Annotated in this window: 11 protein-coding genes and 1 tRNA gene; 6 read left to right on the forward strand and 6 right to left on the reverse strand. The window is 73.4% G+C overall.

The window, feature by feature from the left end; translation table 11 throughout:
* Nucleotides 1–70: 70 nt before the first annotated feature.
* On the forward strand, nucleotides 71–1,549 hold the full coding sequence (locus IG54_RS0125055) for a DUF2079 domain-containing protein (RefSeq protein ID WP_078594459.1): 1,479 nt from the start codon (nucleotides 71–73) through the stop codon (nucleotides 1,547–1,549).
* A gap of 76 nt (nucleotides 1,550–1,625) precedes the next feature.
* Here IG54_RS0125055 and IG54_RS0125060 read toward each other — a convergent pair whose 3' ends face one another.
* Together IG54_RS0125060 and IG54_RS0125065 are read right to left on the reverse strand one after the other, a co-directional pair.
* Nucleotides 1,626–4,199 carry an ABC transporter permease gene (locus tag IG54_RS0125060; protein WP_030788702.1) on the reverse strand — a complete coding sequence of 858 codons (2,574 nt, stop codon included), beginning with the start codon at nucleotides 4,197–4,199 and terminating at the stop codon, nucleotides 1,626–1,628.
* On the reverse strand, nucleotides 4,196–4,984 hold the full coding sequence (locus IG54_RS0125065; protein ID WP_030788704.1) for an ABC transporter ATP-binding protein: 789 nt from the start codon (nucleotides 4,982–4,984) through the stop codon (nucleotides 4,196–4,198). Before IG54_RS0125065 ends, IG54_RS0125060 begins: the two co-directional genes overlap by 4 nt.
* 367 nt (nucleotides 4,985–5,351) lie before the next feature.
* Between IG54_RS0125065 and IG54_RS0125070 the strand changes: the two genes are divergently transcribed.
* Nucleotides 5,352–6,890, forward strand: coding sequence for an MFS transporter (locus tag IG54_RS0125070; RefSeq protein WP_234336339.1), 1,539 nt, complete (start codon nucleotides 5,352–5,354; stop codon nucleotides 6,888–6,890).
* A 68-nt stretch (nucleotides 6,891–6,958) separates the two neighbouring features.
* Here the strand turns inward: IG54_RS0125070 and IG54_RS0125075 are convergent, their stop codons facing one another.
* From IG54_RS0125075 to IG54_RS0125085, 3 genes are all read right to left on the reverse strand, one after another.
* Nucleotides 6,959–7,861: a hypothetical protein gene (locus tag IG54_RS0125075; protein ID WP_030788707.1), complete on the reverse strand. Its 903-nt coding sequence runs from the start codon at nucleotides 7,859–7,861 to the stop codon at nucleotides 6,959–6,961.
* Nucleotides 7,862–8,086: 225 nt separating this feature from the next.
* A complete protein-coding gene (locus tag IG54_RS0125080; RefSeq protein ID WP_030788711.1) occupies nucleotides 8,087–10,903 on the reverse strand; it encodes an SUKH-4 family immunity protein in 2,817 nt (938 codons plus the stop codon).
* Nucleotides 10,904–10,910: 7 nt separating this feature from the next.
* On the reverse strand, nucleotides 10,911–11,906 hold the full coding sequence (locus IG54_RS0125085; protein ID WP_030788714.1) for an SMI1/KNR4 family protein: 996 nt from the start codon (nucleotides 11,904–11,906) through the stop codon (nucleotides 10,911–10,913).
* A 319-nt stretch (nucleotides 11,907–12,225) separates the two neighbouring features.
* Here IG54_RS0125085 and IG54_RS0125090 point away from each other — a divergent pair, with 319 nt between their 5' ends.
* Nucleotides 12,226–12,861, forward strand: coding sequence for a YwqJ-related putative deaminase (locus tag IG54_RS0125090; RefSeq protein WP_234336340.1), 636 nt, complete (start codon nucleotides 12,226–12,228; stop codon nucleotides 12,859–12,861).
* Between the two features lie 46 nt (nucleotides 12,862–12,907).
* Nucleotides 12,908–13,426 (forward strand): SUKH-3 domain-containing protein, encoded by a 519-nt coding sequence (locus IG54_RS0125095; protein ID WP_030788719.1) that lies wholly within the window; start codon nucleotides 12,908–12,910, stop codon nucleotides 13,424–13,426.
* A gap of 28 nt (nucleotides 13,427–13,454) precedes the next feature.
* Here the strand turns inward: IG54_RS0125095 and IG54_RS0125100 are convergent, their stop codons facing one another.
* Complete coding sequence (locus IG54_RS0125100) at nucleotides 13,455–14,774, reverse strand: sensor histidine kinase (protein WP_030788723.1); 1,320 nt, start codon at nucleotides 14,772–14,774, stop codon at nucleotides 13,455–13,457.
* A 141-nt stretch (nucleotides 14,775–14,915) separates the two neighbouring features.
* Between IG54_RS0125100 and IG54_RS0125105 the strand changes: the two genes are divergently transcribed.
* A tRNA-Gln gene (locus tag IG54_RS0125105) sits at nucleotides 14,916–14,987 on the forward strand.
* Between the two features lie 127 nt (nucleotides 14,988–15,114).
* On the forward strand, nucleotides 15,115–16,563 hold the full coding sequence (gene glmU / locus IG54_RS0125110; protein WP_030788726.1) for a bifunctional UDP-N-acetylglucosamine diphosphorylase/glucosamine-1-phosphate N-acetyltransferase GlmU: 1,449 nt from the start codon (nucleotides 15,115–15,117) through the stop codon (nucleotides 16,561–16,563).
* Nucleotides 16,564–16,603: the final 40 nt, after the last annotated feature.

Genomic DNA, 16,603 nt, shown 5'->3' on the forward strand with positions numbered 1-16,603 from the left:
CCCAGACTCCGTCCGGGGGGACCCCCAGGGGCTGAATTCTGCTCCCCTCTCCGACCAGAAAGCGCACCCCATGCCCGGAGCCAAGTCCGACGCCCCCGCCCCGGTGCGCGGCGACGGGCTCATACCGTCGCGGGACCAGACCTCTCCCGGCCCCCGCAAGGGGACCCGCTCCGTCTGGGACCGCGTCCCGTATCTTCTCGCCGCCGCGCTGTTCCTCGCGTACGCCACCGTGTCCGTCGGGCGCTACCGGCGCATGGAGAGCCGCTCCTGGGATCTGGGGATCTTCGAGCAGGCCGTGCGGGCCTACGCGCACCTCCAGGTGCCGGTCGCCGACCTCAAGGGGCCCGGCGCCAACATCCTCGGCGACCACTTCAGCCCCGTCACCGCGCTCCTCGCGCCCGCCTACCGGCTCTTCCCCTCGCCCCTCACACTGCTCGTCGCGCAGGCGCTGCTCCTCGCCGTCTCCGCGATTCCCGTCACCCGCGCGGCGACGCGGCTGCTCGGGCGCGGCTCGGGGCTCGCCGTGGGCATCGCGTACGGGCTCTCCTGGGGCATCCAGCGCGCCGCCGACTTCGACTTCCACGAGATCTGCTTCGCCGTACCGCTCATCGCGTTCTCCCTCGAAGCCCTGCTGCGCAGGCGCTGGCGGGCCGCGCTGCTGTGGGCGCTGCCGCTGGTCCTCGTCAAGGAGGACCTGGGGGTAACGCTCGCCGCGATCGCGCTCGTCGTGGCGGTCCGGGCCCACCGCGGCGGCCACTCCAGGGCCGTGCCCTACGCCCTGGCCGTCATGGCCTTCGGCGCCGTCGCGACGCTCGTCACGCTCACCCTGGTCATTCCGGCGTTCAACTCGGGGGGCGCGTACGACTACTGGGACAAGGTCGGCGAGGGCGGCGCGGCCGCGGGGGCGTTCGGCGGGCTCGACACCAAGCTGCGCACGCTCGCCTGGCTGCTGGTCCCCACCACCGGGCTGCTGGCGCTGCGCTCACCGCTGCTGCTCGTCGCGCTGCCCACGCTCGGCTGGCGCTTCCTCTCCGCCGACGACCACTACTGGGGCACCGACTGGCACTACAGCGCCGTCCTGATGCCGGTGGTCCTGCTCGCCCTCGTCGACGCCGTCGACATCCTCCGCCGCAGTGAGCGGCCGTGGCTGCGCCAGTACGCCGACCGGCTGCCGGCCTGCGCGGCCGCCGCGGCGCTGGCCCTGACGACGTCCCTGCCGCTCGCGGGCCTCACCGAGGCGAAGACGTACGAGAAGAGCGAGCGCGTCGTCGCGGTGGAGAAGATGCTCGACCGGGTGCCGGACGGCGCCACCGTCGAGGCGAACATAGGGCCCATCAGCAGGCTCACCTCCCGCGCCCGCGTCTTCTGGGTGGGCGCGGCCCGCCCGGTCGTCCCCCAGTACGTCGCCCTCGACGTGCGGTCCGGCTGGACGAAGGACCCGGTCGCCTACGCCGAGAAGCTGCACCCGGGCGCCAAGTACGTGCCCGCGGACACCGCCTACGGATACGTCCTGCTGCGCCGGGACCGAGAGCCCGGCACCCGCTCCTGAGCGACGCACCGGCCCCGGTGGACGCGACTCGCGCGCCCGCCGGGGCCGGTGCTCCCCCGCACCCCCGTGGCGGTGGCTACTCGGTCGCGATCGCGTTCAGGACGTTCATCCGGCCCGCCCGGAAGGCCGGGACGAGCGCCGCGAACAGGCCCACGAACGCGGATCCGACGAAGACCGCGATGATCGTCGGCCAGGGGATCTCCAGGATCTTCAGCCCCTCCAGGGCGAGGAGCTGCTGCGCCGTCGCCCCCCAGCCCATGCCGAGGCCGAGGCCGAGCAGCGCGCCGAAGAGGGCGATGACCACCGACTCCATGCGGATCATGCGGCGCAGCTGGCGGCGCGAGAGGCCGATGGCCCGCATCAGGCCGATCTCGCGGGTGCGCTCGACCACCGAGAGGGCGAGGGTGTTCACCACCCCGAGGATCGCGACGATGATCGCGAGGCCGAGCAGGCCGTAGACCACGTTCAGCAACTGGCCGACCTGGTCCTTCAGGGTCTGCTTGAAGTCGGTCTGGTCCATGACCTCGAACTGCGGGTAGGTGGCCAGCGACTTCTTGAGCGCCTCGTACGCCTTGTCCTGCTGCCCGGCGGCCGCCTCGGCGAGCACCATCTCGGTGAGCGGCATCCGGTCGGCGGGCACGTACCGCTCCGCGGTGGCGATGGCGGTGTACATCGCGCCCTTTTCGAGGGAGCCGTCGTCGGAGGTGATCGCCGCCAGCCTCAGCTCACCGGTGCGGCCGTCGTCGAAGGCGACCTTCAGTGTGTCGCCGACCTTCAGGCGATGCTTGTCGGCGAAGTCCTCGCCCACGGACATGGCGTCCTTGCCGTACGCGGCCGACACGTCACCGGAGACGGCCTCGCGGCGCAGGTCCTTGACGTAGGTCGGGTCGGTGGCGCTCAGGCCCGCGCCCTTGGTGACCTTGCCGTCGGGGGTGGTGATGTCGGCGCCGACGTCCTTGTAGCGGCTGAAGTGGTCGACGCCCGGCGTCCTGGTGAGGGCCCGCTCGGCCTCGGCCGTGAGCCCGCCCTTGCCCTGCACGATGAAGTCCGCGCCGACCGACTTGTCGAGTTCGTCGGTGGCGGAGGCGACCATCGAGGAGCCGACCACGGAGAGGCAGGCGACGAGCGCGAGGCCGATCATCAGGGCCGCGCCGGTGGCGCCGGTGCGGCGCGGGTTGCGCAGGGCGTTGCGCTCGGCCATCCGCCCGACCGGGCCGAACGCGCGCAGCAGGACGACGCTGATCACGCGGACCACGCCGGAGGCGAGCACCGGGCCGATGACGACGAAGCCGATGAGGGTGAGCACGACACCGCCGCCGAGGAAGAGCGAGCCCTCCTTGGCCTCGTCGGCCCGCGAGGCGGCGTACAGGCCGAGGCCGCCGACTCCGGTGAGGATCAGGCCGAGCACGGCGCGCAGCACGCTCGCCCTGCCGTCGGCCGGGGTTCCCGCGTCGCGCAGGGCGGCCATCGGGGAGACCTTGGCGGCCCGTCGTGCGGGGAGGTAGGCGGCGAGGACGGTGACGACGACGCCGAGGACCATGCCGACCACGGGGGTCGTCCAGTTGACGGTGAGGTCGCCGGTGGACAGCTTCATGCCGATGCCGGACATGAGCTTCATCAGGCCGACGGCGAGACCGACGCCCGCGCCGACGCCGAGGACGGATCCGACCACGCCGAGCAGCAGCGCCTCGACGAGCACGGAGCGGTTGACCTGCTTGCGGCTGGAGCCGATGGCGCGCATCAGGCCGATCTCGCGGGTGCGCTGGGCGACCAGCATCGAGAAGGTGTTGATGATCAGGAAGATGCCGACGAGGAAGGCGATCCCGGCGAAGCCGAGCATCGCGTACTTCATGACGTTCAGGAAGGCGCTGACGTCCTCGCGGTTGGCGTCCGCGGTCTCCTTCTGCGTCTTGATGTCGTACGAGGCCTTGTCCAGGGTGCTCGCGACGTTCCGCTTCAGCGCCGTGTCGCTGACGCCGGTGTCCGCGGTGACGTTGACGTGGGTGAACCGGCCGGTGGCGCCGAGGAGTTCGCGCTGGGCGGTGGCGGTGTCGAAGTACACGATCGCGGCGCCGGGGTTGGTCACCTTGAAGGTGGCGATGCCGCTGATCGACGCGGTGTGGTCGCCGGTGGCGGCGATGGTCCGCAGCTTGTCGCCGATCTTCAGGTGGTGCTTGTCGGCGGTGTCGGCGTCGATCATCACCTCGGTGGGGCCGCGCGGGGAGTGGCCGGTGGTGATCTCCATCGAACGCAGGTCGTTGCGCGTCCAGTTGCCGGCGATGGTCGGGCCGCCGTTGCTCGGGCCCAGGTCCTTGTTGTCGGAGTCGACGACCGTCACGCTCTGGCTGGCGACCGCGCCCTCGGCGTCCTTGGCGCCGTCGGCCTTCCTCGCCTCGGCGATGACGGAGGCGGGCATCGACTCCGGCCTGCCGCTGCGCGGCCCGTCGTCGGGTTCCCCGGCGGACTTGGGGGAGACCGTGACGTCGGCGGAGGTCGCCGCGAAGAGCTTGTCGAAGGTGGTGTTCATCGTGTCGGAGAAGACGAGCGTGCCGCACACGAACGCCACCGACAGGATCACGGCCACGGCGGACAGCGCCATACGGCCCTTGTGCGCGAGGAAGTTGCGCATCGAGGTCTTGAGGACGGTCATGAGGTGCGCCCCCGCGCGTCGAAGGACTTCATGCGGTCGAGGACCTGGTCGGCGGTCGGGTGGTGCATCTCGTCGACGATCCGGCCGTCGGCCAGATACAGCACGCGGTCCGCGTACGAGGCGGCGACCGGGTCGTGCGTGACCATCACGATCGTCTGGCCGAGGTCGGTCACCGAGCGGCGCAGGAAGCCCAGCACCTCCGCCCCCGCACGGGAGTCGAGGTTTCCGGTCGGCTCGTCACCGAAGATGATCTCGGGCTGGGAGGCGAGGGCGCGGGCGACGGCGACGCGCTGCTGCTGGCCCCCGGACAGTTCGGTGGGGCGGTGCTTGAGGCGCCCGGCGAGGCCGACGGTCTCCACGACCTGATCGAGCCAGGCGCGGTCGGGCTTGCGGCCCGCGATATCCATCGGCAGCGTGATGTTCTCCAGGGCGTTCAGCGTCGGAAGCAGGTTGAACGCCTGGAAGATGAAGCCGATCCGGTCCCGGCGCAGCTTCGTGAGCTTCTTGTCCTTCAGGCCCGTTATCTCGGTCTCGTCCAGGTGGATCTGGCCGGACGTGACGGTGTCGAGGCCCGCGAGGCAGTGCATCAGGGTGGACTTGCCGGAGCCGGAGGGGCCCATGATCGCGGTGAACTGCCCGCGGGCGATGTCCACGTCGACGTGGTCGAGCGCGACGACCCGGGTCTCCCCCGAGCCGTACGCCTTCACGACCTGGCGCGCCCGTGCCGCCACGGCCGTACGCCCTCCAGTGCCCCCGTGCCTGGGTGTGGTCACAGCCGTTGTCACGGTAAGTCTCCTATGTCGGTCCTGCGGTGAGCCGGGTGTCTGCGCCGCGCGCTTCAGTCTGGTGTCCCGACGGCCCCGGCGCGCTGGTGCTCAGCGCAGTCTTTTCCGGGGGTAAACCCCACCTTCCGAGGTGCGGTACGCCCGCCGCTCGGCCCCCCGGGTGCGTCGTAAGGACAATCTAAGGACCGCCGCGGGGCCCGCTCATCCTCCAGTGGTACGAGCCCTCCCCCGTCCGTTCTACGGACTTCCCCCTAGGGGATCTCCCCCTCGCCCACGGAGATCTCTCGGGGTTGCCACCCCCCTGCCCCGCAGCCCCACCGGATGGGAAGGTGGCCCGGAGCAACCGGTGCAGGGGGAAGGGATCGCCGTGGGCACACAGGACGCGATACGGGCCGGGCGCGGGGGCGGCGGGCGGGGCGCGGTCGTCGCCGCGCTGATGCTGTCCATGGCGCTGGTCGCCGTCGACGCCACGATCGTGTCGACCGCGGTCCCGCAGATCGTGGGCTCCCTCGGCGGCTTCCCGATCTTCTCCTGGCTCTTCTCCGGTTACCTCCTCGCGGCCACCGTCACCCTGCCCGTCTACGGCAAGCTCTCCGACACCTTCGGCCGCAAGCCCGTACTCGTCGCGGGCAGCGTGCTGTTCCTGCTCGGCTCGGCGCTGTGCGCGCTCGCCTGGAACATGGAGTCGCTGATCGCCTTCCGCGTCCTCCAGGGCCTGGGCGGCGGCGCCCTCCAGGGCACCGTGCAGACGCTCGCCGCCGACCTGTACCCGCTCGAGGAACGGCCCAGGATCCAGGCGCGGTTGTCGACGGTGTGGGCCACCTCGGCCGTCGCGGGCCCGGCGCTCGGCGGCCTCATCGCCTCCTGCGCCGACTGGCGCTGGATCTTCCTCATCAATCTGCCGATCGGCGCGCTCGCCCTCTGGCTGATCGTGCGCCACCTCCACGAGCCGGACCGCGAGAAGGTCCCGCGGGGCCGCGTCGACTGGCCCGGCGCGCTCACCGTCTTCGCCTGCGGCGGCGTCCTGCTGACCGCGCTCGTCCAGGGCGGCGTCGCCTGGCCCTGGCTCTCCGCGCCCTCGCTCGCGCTGTTCGGCGCGGGATTCGCGCTGGTGGCCCTCGTCGTCCTCGTCGAACGGCGGGCCGCGGAGCCGATCATCCCCGGCTGGGTGTGGCGGCGGCGCACCATCGCCGCGGTGAACCTCGCGCTCGGCGCGCTCGGGCTGCTCATGGTCGCCCCGACGGTCTTCCTGCCCACCTACGCCCAGTCCGTGCTCGGACTCGCCCCGGTCGCCGCCGGATTCGTGCTCTCCGTCATGACCCTGAGCTGGCCCGTCTCGGCCGCGCTCAGCCAGCACGTCTACCGCAGGATCGGCTTCCGGAACGCCGCGATCGTCGGCAGCTCGGCGGCGGCCCTCATCCTGTTCGCCTTCCCCCTGCTGCCCTACCCCGGCTCGGCCTGGCAGCCCGCCCTGATCATGCTGCTCCTCGGCGCGGCGCTCGGCGTCTTCCAGCTCCCGCTGGTCGTCGGCGTCCAGTCCACCGTCGACTGGGCCGAACGCGGCACGGCCACCGCGTCCATCCTCTTCTGCCGCCAGATCGGCCAGACGCTGGGCGCCGCGCTCTTCGGAGCGGTGGCCAACGGCGTCCTGAGCGCACGGCTCGGCGGCTCCGGCTCCCTGGACTCGGTCGCGCGCGTCCTGGACGACCCCGGGTCCGTCTCGGACCCGGACCGCGAGCGCCTGCGGCGGGCGGTGGACGGGGCGGTCGATGCGGTGTACGTGGGGGCGGGGTGCGCGGCGGCGCTGGCGGTCCTCGTCCTGGTCCTCCTCGCCCCGCGGCGTTTTCCCGTACTGCGGGACACGGAGTCCCCACGGGGTTCTCAGCACCGAAGCAGCGCGGGGTAAACGGGTGGGTGGGTGGGAGACATCCGCCGCGGAGCGGCGGGCCTTGACGGGATCCGCGGGGGCACCGGCTAGGGAGTGTCCTCCGCGGGGGCCCTGCCCGTGAGGGCGGCGAGGCTGCTGCGCACGTGGTCCATGTGCGCCCGCACCTCGTCCCACCGCTCCCCGTGCTCGCGCAGCACCCGCTCCGTCTCCCGGACCACCCGCTCCTCCCGCACCCGCGCCTGCGCGACGATCTCCGCTGCCCGCGCCTGCGCGTCCTCCTGCCCGTGCCGCGCGGCCTCCTCCACCTCGGCGAAGGCCCGCTTGGCCGCGGAGAGCCGCGCCTCGGCGGCGGCGATCAGCTCCGCGTCCCGCGCGTCGGACGCCGCCTCGCGCTCGGCGAACTCCCGTTCGGCCGCCTCCCACCGCTCGGCCTGCTCCTTCTGCTGCTCGGCGAGCAGGCCCTCGCACCGCTGCCGCATCTCCCGCAGCGCGGCCAGCGCCTCGCCGCGCCACTCCTTCACGTCCCGCCGCGCGGAGATCCGGGCGTCGTCGGCCGTGGCCCGGTCGTCCAGCAGCCGCCGCCTGACCCATTCGTCGGCATCGGCGCCCACCTCATCGGCGTACGCGCGAGCCGCCTCCCGCACCCCGCGCGCCCCGGCCTCGGCGTCCCCGGTCACGGCCTGCGCCTGCGCGCGAGCCGCCTCCCGCACGGCGGCCGCCTCCTCCTCGGCGAGCGCGAGGATCCGCTGGGGCCGCTCCCCCAGCGTCTCGTACGTCTGGGGGGCGAGCCGCGACACCGCGTCCCGCAGCTGCTCGGCCTGGACCTCCATGTCCTTGGCCAGGACGGTCAGCCGGGCGGCACGCTCCCACGCCCCGTCCCGCTCCTCGGACAGTCCGGCGGCGTACGCCTCCACCTGCTGGGGACGGTAGCCGCGCCCACGCACGGTGGTGAAGCCGTGCGGCGACGGCGATGCACCGCTGCTGCTCATCCTGGGAACCCCTCTCCGACGTACCTCGCACGTACAGCGCGATTGGCGCACATCTTGATGGATCAAACGGAAGCGCTCATAACGCGACACTCCGCCCACTCCACCCGGTCAAGGATGCGGCAATCGCCGCCGGAAGCCGGAACCGGGATGGCGGAAGGCGCCCGCCCCGTCACGCGGGCCGAGCGCCTTCCGCGTACGTCCGTACGCCCGTACTTCACGCCCCCGCTACAGGAGCCCGTCCCACATCTGCTCCAGCAGCACCGACCACCAGCTCTCCGGCGACGCGAGCGCCGCCGGGTCGAGGGCGGCCAGCTGGTTCTGGAAGTCGACGGTCCAGCGGCCCGCCTGCTCCTGGTTGAGCCCGAACCGCAGCCGCCACATCCGGCCGAGCAGCGCCAGGCAGCGCGCGAACTCGGGCAGCCCCGTGTTCACGAACTGCGGCGGCACGGGGGCACCGCCGGGCCCCGCCTCCACCGGCACGGCCACGATGTTCGCCGTCCCGTACTGGACGCAGAGCGCCCGCCCGAAGTCGCTGCCCATCACCAGGTACGAGCCCGCGTCGGACGCCGGCTGCACGCCCCGCTCCTGCGCCAGCTCCGCCAGCGTCGGCACCGGCCGGCCCGGCTGGGCCTGCGCCCAGAAGAACGGCCCGAAGTCGACGGGCAGACCCGCCACCACGAGGGTGTGCGCCACGATGTCCGGCACGCCCTGCCGGGACACCGCCCGCTGGTCGAAGCGGAAGACGCCCGGCCCGAAGGCCGCGATCAGCTCCTGCGCGACGCCCTCGGGCGGGACCGGGGGCACGGGCGGCAGCTGCTGCAACGGCGCGCGCACCGGCGCCGGGCGGGCCGGGCCGTCCGCGACCTGGTGCAGTTCGCCCTGGTGCGCGAGGAGTTGCCGCATGCCGCCCTGGCGGGACGCGTGGTCCCTGCCGTACGGGGCGATGGACGTGATCCGCGCCTGCGGCCAGGTCTCACGGATCATGCGGGCGCAGTACGCGCCCGGCAGCTCGCAGGACTCCAGCTCGGTGTGCAGCTCCAGGACCTGCTGCGGGGGCACGTTCATGCCGCGCAGCTCGTGCAGGATCTGCCACTCCGGGTGCGGGGTGCCGGGCGCCGAGCGGCGGATGACCTGCTGCTCGGACCCGTCGGCCGCGCGGTAGCGGAGCACGGCCTGGTAGCCGGGGCCCACGGTCGGCATGCCGACGGGCGGCTGCGGATAGCCGTACGGCTGTCCGGGCGGGCCGGGCTGTACGGGTGCCGGAGCGGGCGCGGGCGGAGGCGGCATACCGGGACCGCCCGGACCGCCGACCGCGGGGCCCGCGAGCATCGTCGCGGCGTGGTGGACGCCGCCGCCCGGGGGCGGCGGGGTGCCGGGAGCGCCCGGGGCACCGGGAGCGGAGGGAGCCCCGGGAGCGCCCGGAGGCTTGGGCGCGCTCGGGCCGCCGAGGCTCGGGTCGGCGAACATCGTCGCGGCGTGGTGCACACCCCCCGGAGGCGTACCAGGAGCGCCGGGCGGCCCAGGAGGCTGCGGAGCACCAGGCGCACCAGGCGCACCAGGCGCACCCGGAGCACCGGGAGGACCGGGAGGCTTGGGCGCGCTCGGACCGCCGAGGCTCGCGTCGGCGAACATCGTCGCGGCGTGATGCACACCCCCCGGAGGCGTACCGGGAGCGCCGGGCGGCCCGGGAGGCTGCGGAGCACCAGGCGCACCGGGCGCGGCAGGCGCGGTAGGCGGCTTGGGTCCCTCGGGGCCGCCGGGGCCGAGCGAGGAGACGAGCTGCGTCGGCACGTACCCACCGGCGGGGGTACCGGGTGCGCCGGGCCCCGAGGGCGGCGGCGTACTCCCGGCGGGCGGCAGCGGCGCACCGCCCCCAGAGGCGCCCGGAGCACCCGGAGCACCCGGGGCACCCGGAGCACCCGGGGCACCCGGGGCACCCGGGGCACCCGGGGCACCGGCAGGACCGGGTCCCTGCGGATAGCCGTACGCCGAGGCGTCCGGCGCACCCGGCGGCGGAGGCGGAACCGGCGAACCGGCGGGCGGCAGCGGCGCGTTCGCCCCGGCGGCACCCGGCGTGCCGGGCCCCTGCGGATACCCGTACGCCGAAGCGTCCGGCGCACCCGCGTCCGGCGGCGGCGTGGCCGGTCCCGCGGACGGGGGCGGGGTGTCCAGAGCGGGGGCGATGGCGGTCGCCGGGAGGTGGCTGCCTCCCTGCATCAGGGCCGTCTTGGCCTCCGGCGCCACACCCGGCGACGGCGGGCCGTCCCCGTCCCCGGAGACCAGCGGCGGCGCGAACACCGTCGCGGGCGCCGGCACCGAAAGGTCCTCGCCACCATCGGCGTTGGTGTCCGTACCGGCCCACGGAGTCGCGCCCACCGGCACGCCCGGCGAGGTCACGGGCAGGCTGTCGTCGCGGGCGGGCACGGCGTCCGCCGCCTGAGCACCGGCCTCGGGCCACGCCGTACCGCCGTCCGGCGCCACGGGAACCGCGCTCCCCGCGCCGGGCTCCGCGTCATCGGGCACCACCTCGTCTGGCACCGAGGCAGCAGGCACCGAGGCGGCAGGCACCGAGTCAGCGGGCACCGAGTCAGCGGGCACCTCGCCGCCAGGCCCCTCGTCGCCGGAAACCACCCCGCCCTGCGAACCGGGCTCCCGCCGATCAGGGATCCCCATCTTGTCCGCCGCCTCCTGGAGCCACTCCGGAGGCGTCAGCAGGAAGGACGTCTGATTGAGGTCGACCCGCTCGGGCGGCGGCACCACCGCGTCCTGCGGTGCCGCGTCCGGGAGCCCGTACTCCTCCTCGTACCGGCGGATCACCTCGCCCACGGGAAGCGCGGGCCAGAGCGTGGCCTCGCCGCTGTCCCGGGCGATGACCAGCCGCTGGCCGCCGCCGTCGGACACCGGGCCGTCCTCGCGGTCCTCGGCCCAGACGACGAAACCGAGGTCGAACTCCCGGACCCGCACCTCACGGTGCTGGTAGCCCGGCACCTCGCCGTTGATCCACTCTTCGGCGCGCTCCTGCGCCTGCGCGAAGGTCACCATCGCCTAGTCACTCCCCAGCCGAGGACACGGGGACGGCGCGCGCGAAGCCGCCGTCCACCATCAGGTTCGCCACGGTCTCCAGCTCCGGCGGATTGCCGGCGAGCCGCGTGAGGAACGCGTCGAAATCGTCGCCGCACGGCAGCAGCAGCCGCCGCACCCGCTCCGCGGGAGGCCACGCCGCCGCCTCCGAGACGTCCCGCACGTCGTCGTACGCGCAGAACCACACCGAGCCGACCCGGTCCCCCTTGACCTTCACCGCGAGCAGCCCGCCCTGCACGAAGCCGACTCCCAGGTAGTCCTTGGTGAGGTGGTCGCGCAGGCACTTGTTGACGTATACGAGGTCGTTGACCGCGGCCTCGTCCCGGACCGTGAAGAACGGCTGGTCCACCAGGAGGCCCAACTCGGCGTCCAGCGCCGCGCCGACCGGCGCGCAGCCGCCCGCCGCCTTCAGGAAGGAGCGGTAGGCGCCCGGCAGGCGGTAGCCGAGGTCCTCCTCGACGCCCTGGACCTGCTGCTCCGTCACGGCGACCGCGGCCTTCGGCAGCCCGAAGTGCGCGGGACGCGTCTCCTGGAGCGGGCGCGTGCCGCGCTTGTCCTGGTCCACGGCCGTCGTCGCGAGGCCGCCGTGGTGGCGCAGGAGCGCCTTCACCTCGACCGGTACGAGTTCCAGGCGGCGGCTGCCGGGCACGTGGTGCCAGGTCCAGCCGTGCGGGGTCGCCACCGCGGGGATCGTGTCCCACAGGTCATGGCCGTCCGCCGCCAGCGCCGCGTTCGCCGACACGTAGTCCGTCAGGCGCAGTTCGTCGACGCCGAAGCCCTCCGGGGGCTCCGCGATCTCGGCGGCGGCCCGCGCGTAGGGCGAGAAGTCCGGATAGCCCCGCTCGTCCACCCGCACCCCTCTGGGATGGCGGGCGGCGCGGACCGGATCCGGGAAGTGCACGACCTGCCCGGCGTAGGCCGCGTTCGGCGGCGCGGACTGCTGCCCCAGCCGACCTGTCGTCATGGCGGTTGCCCCCTGCGGCACTGTGAAAAGTTCTGATTCTGCGGATTTGGTTCCGCGGATTTTCGTTTCCGCGGCTTCCGTTACTGCGGATGCCGACACAGCCTATGCGCAAGGACGGCACCGGTCACCGGGCCTCCGGTTCCATGACCAGCAGCCACCGGACCGTCACCGTGCGACGAATCCCGACGCAAAGCCAGGCGTGTCGCAGTGCCCCAGCTTCCGCACCACCCGCCCCATTTGGCAGGCTGTCCCCCGCGACGCGGGGGCGTGGCACACGCGCGGTGACGACCGCGAGCGCAAGGGGGAGGGGAACAGCACGATGCACACGGCACAGAGCACGACCGGCCACACGCTGTCCACGACGGCGTCCGCCACGGGGCACGGCATGGCCGCCGCCGCGGGATCCGTCCCGAAGGCCGCCACAGGATCCGTCCCGAAGACCACCACGGCAGCCGCCTCGGCGAGCGGAGCGGCGTCCGGCGACCCGCGCGTCGGCTGGAGCAGCACCGCCGCCCACGCGCCGATCCTGCGCCAGCGCCGCGACGGCATCCTGCCGACCGTCGCCGCCGCCCTCTCCGTACGCGGCCAGACCACGCTCACCTGTACCGCGGCCCGCGGTGAGGAGCCGCCCACGCTCCACCCGCTCGTCCAGGACTTCCTCGACACCCTCACCAGCGGCCAGCGCGAACGCTTCACCGGCCGCTGCGCCGAGGCCATCCTCATCTCCCGCCATCTGACGGCGGCCGACGCGAGCCGCTCCAAACGGGCCTCGCGCAAACCCATGAGCAACGGCGAGGCCCGCAAGGCCCTCAAGCACGCCAAGCTCACCGCCCGCCGCATCCGCGAGGACGGCGACCCCCTGCACGGCTCGTTCGCCCAGCCCTGCCGCTCCTGCACGGCCCTCACGGCGCACTTCGGGGTACGGGTCGTGGACCCGACGAACACCGAGACCTGACCGTCACCGGACACCGACCGTCTCCGACCGAACAAGGGCCACCCCCATGCACGCCGACCACTCCGCCGCCACCGCCGCGCCCGCGGGCGGCAGCACCCGCTTCCCCGTCCCGGTGGACGCCGCCCTGCGCGCGGCCGGCTGGCGCCAGGGGCGCTGGGACATCAAGCAGGCCGAGATCTGGGCCGACGTCCTGCGCCGCCACACCTCACCGGCGGGCCACCGCCACGCCGTCTTCCCCGCCGCCGTCGAGGCCTGGGCGGAGTTCGGCGGACTGCACCTGGCCCCGCAGGGCCCCGGCCGCCAGATAGCGCCCGCCACCGTGCACTTCGACCCCATGTACGGCCTGCACCTGGCCCGCACCCTCGGCGACCTCGGCCGCGCCCTGGACTCCGCGGTGTGCCCCATCGGCGAGGAGACGGAGACCCAGGCGCTGCTCGCCATCGACACCGAGGGGCGCGTCTACAGCCTCGACCACAGCGGCGACTGGTTCCTCGGCGCCCATATCGACCAGGCCCTGGCCACCCTCGTCACCGGCGCCCAGCCCACCCGGCTGACGGCGAGCTGACCCCCGCACACCGCCCCCGTACTCCCCTCTAACCCGCGGCCGCCGCCGGGAGCACCGCGGAGACCCGGAAGCCGCCGCCGTCCGTGGGGCCCGAGACGAACACCCCGCCCAGCTCCGTGACCCGCTCCTTCATGCCCACCAGGCCGTTGCCCCCGCTCGGCAGCCCGGCGTCGGCCGAGCCGGTCTCCGGTGGCGGTTCGTTCTCCACCTGCATCGCGATCTCCGCCGCGCGGTGCGCGAGCCGCACATACGTCTTGGCGCCCGCCGCGTGCTTGTGCACGTTGGTCAGCGCCTCCTGCACGACGCGGTACGCGGTCTGCTCCACATCGGCGGCATAACCGCGCGGCTCCCCCTCCACCGACAGGTCGACCGCCATGCCCGCGTCCCGCGACTGCCCCACCAGCTCGTCCAGCTCGGCCAGGCACGGCCCGTCCTCGTCCTGCGCGCGCGACGCCGCCGCGGCCGCCGCGTGCGCCACGGCGGCCAGCGGCACCGGCTCCACCGGCTTCGCGCTCTTCACACCGTCACCCGTCCGCAGCACCCCGAGCATCTGCCGCAGCTCCGTCAGCGCCTGGCGCCCCATGTCGCCGACCAGCGCCGCGTTCTTGACGGCCTTCTCGGGGTCCTTCCTGGCCACCGCCTGCAACGCCGCCGCGTGGACGACCATCAGACTCACCCGGTGCGCCACCACGTCGTGCATCTCGCGGGCGATCCGCGTCCGCTCCTCGTTACGCGCCCACTCCGCGCGCTCCTCCGCGCGCTCGGCGAGCAGTTGCAGCTCCCGCTCCAAGTCGTCGGCCCGCTCCCGCAGGCTCTCCATCAGCCGCCGCCGCGCCCCCACGTACAGGCCGAGCAGCACCGGCGGAGCCGTGACGCCTATCGACGCCGCGACGGCGAAGAACGGCACGAACTCGCTTCCGATCGGCGGATGCGTACCCTCCTTCGCCAGATCCTGGCTGGCCCGCACCAGCGCGACGATCAGCGTGCCCGCCATCGACATGCCCGCGAGCGCGCCGGTGATCCGGCGGGGCAGCTCCGAGGCCGCCAGCGAGTAGAGGCCGACGATCGTCAGCAGAACGCCCATCTGGGCGGGTGTTATCGCGATGGCTATGAGCACCACGGCGATGGGCCAGCGCCGCCGGAAGAGCAGCGAGGCGCCCGCGAGGACGCCGAAGCCGACCCCGACCGCCGTCGGCAGCCCCGCGTCCCGCGCGAAGACCACACCCTCGCCTCCGCACTCCGCCGCGGACACCACCGCGAGCCCCACATCCAACGCGGCCCCGAGCCGCCTCTCCCACCACCACGGCCCGGTCATGGCCGTGGTGCGGTCGTCCCCCGTCGTGGTCATGTCTTCCAGCGTACGGGCGTCGCATGCCGGTTTTCCGGTGAGTTTCCGGTGCCCCCTGCCGTCGCACGCAAGGCCCTTGGTACGGCATAGTGTTGGATGCCTATTCGGCGGACCGGCCAATATCCGGTTCAGTCGGATTATTCCCCCGTGGTGTAATTGGCAGCACTGTGGCTTTTGGTGCCATCTGTCCGGGTTCGAGTCCTGGCGGGGGAGCCCTCATCGGTGCGGGTCCCGACCTCAAGGTCGGGACCCGCCCCCATTTCCACCCCCCTACGCCCCGGTATCCTGCGGATGTCCACCCCACAGAGGCACCAGCCATCCGAAGCCGAAGGGCATCCCCGTGAGCGCAACCTGCCCGGCAGCCGTCGTCGTCCTCGCAGCGGGTGAGGGCACCCGTATGAAGTCGGACCTGCCCAAGGTCCTGCACGAGATCTGTGGCCGTTCGCTCATCGGTCATGTGCTGGAGGCGGCCTACGCGCTCACTCCCGAGCAGCTCGTCACCGTCGTCGGCTTCCAGAGCGACCAGGTCAAGGAGCATCTGCGGGCCGTCGCCCCGCAGGTGCGCACCGCCTACCAGGCCGAGCAGAACGGCACCGGGCACGCCGTGCGCATCGGCCTGGAGGAGCTGGGCGGGCCGGTCGACGGCACCGTCATCGTCGTATGCGGCGACACGCCCCTGCTGACGGGTGCCACGCTCCAGCAGCTCGCCGCCACGCACAGCGGCGACGGGAACGCCGTGACCGTGCTGACCGCCGAGGTGCCGGACGCGACCGGGTACGGCCGCATCGTGCGCGACGGCGAGAGCGGCGCGGTCACCGCGATCGTCGAGCACAAGGACGCCACCGACGCGCAGCGCGCGATCCGTGAGATCAACTCCGGGGTGTTCGCCTTCGACGGGCGGCTCCTCGCGGAGGCCCTCGGCAAGGTGCGTACGGACAACAGCCAGGGCGAGGAGTACCTGACGGACGTCCTGGGGATCCTGCGCGAGGCCGGGCACCGCGTGGGCGCGTCCGTCGCCGGGGACCACGAGGAGATCGCGGGCATCAACAACCGCGTCCAACTCGCGCAGGCGCGGCGGACGTTGAACGACCGGCTGCTGACGGAGGCGATGCTCGCGGGCGTCACCGTCGTCGACCCCGCCTCCACCTGGGTGGATGCCACGGTCACCTTCGAGCGGGACGCGGTCGTGCACCCGGGTACGCAGCTCCAGGGCGCCACGCACCTGGGCAAGGGCGCCGAAGTGGGCCCGAACGCGCGCCTGCGGGACACGAAGGTCGGTCCGGGCGCCCGGGTCGACAACAGCGTGGCGGACAGCGCCGAGGTCGGGGAGCGGGCGAGCGTCGGCCCGTTCGCGTATCTGCGGCCGGGCACCCGGCTTGGGACGGGGTCCAAGGCGGGTACGTATGTGGAGATGAAGAACGCGACGCTCGGCGAGGGTTCGAAGGTGCCCCACCTGTCGTACGTGGGCGACGCGACGATCGGCGAGTACTCCAACATCGGCGCGGCGAGCGTCTTCGTGAACTACGACGGCGAGGCCAAGCACCACACGACGGTGGGCTCCCACTGCCGCACCGGCTCGGACAACATGTTTGTGGCTCCTGTCACGGTCGGGGACGGTGCCTACACCGCCGCCGGGTCCGTGATCACGAAGGACGTGCCGGCGGGTTCACTGGCCGTCGCCCGGGGCCAGCAGCGGAATATCGAGGGCTGGGTGGCCCGCAAGCGTCCGGGGAGCGCGGCCGCGAAGGCGGCCGAGGCGGCGTCCCGGGAGGCGGACAGCGCAAGCTGACCGGAAACAGGTGCGTCTGACACGGCGTACCGTGATAGGT

Source organism: Streptomyces sp. NRRL S-920, from assembly GCF_000717945.1.
Taxonomy (GTDB): Bacteria; Actinomycetota; Actinomycetes; order Streptomycetales; family Streptomycetaceae; genus Streptomyces; species Streptomyces alboniger.

Bases quoted from the DNA above. Each gene is read 5' to 3' on its own strand.
- IG54_RS0125095 (WP_030788719.1), top strand. From the start codon at position 12,908: ATGCACGCCGACCACTCCGCCGCCACCGCCGCGCCCGCGGGCGGCAGC.
- IG54_RS0125060 (WP_030788702.1), bottom strand. From the start codon at position 4,199: ATGACCGTCCTCAAGACCTCGATGCGCAACTTCCTCGCGCACAAGGGC.
- IG54_RS0125080 (WP_030788711.1), bottom strand. From the start codon at position 10,903: ATGGTGACCTTCGCGCAGGCGCAGGAGCGCGCCGAAGAGTGGATCAAC.
- IG54_RS0125090 (WP_234336340.1), top strand. From the start codon at position 12,226: ATGCACACGGCACAGAGCACGACCGGCCACACGCTGTCCACGACGGCG.
- IG54_RS0125075 (WP_030788707.1), bottom strand. From the start codon at position 7,861: ATGAGCAGCAGCGGTGCATCGCCGTCGCCGCACGGCTTCACCACCGTG.
- IG54_RS0125055 (WP_078594459.1), top strand. From the start codon at position 71: ATGCCCGGAGCCAAGTCCGACGCCCCCGCCCCGGTGCGCGGCGACGGG.
- IG54_RS0125085 (WP_030788714.1), bottom strand. From the start codon at position 11,906: ATGACGACAGGTCGGCTGGGGCAGCAGTCCGCGCCGCCGAACGCGGCC.
- IG54_RS0125100 (WP_030788723.1), bottom strand. From the start codon at position 14,774: ATGACCACGACGGGGGACGACCGCACCACGGCCATGACCGGGCCGTGG.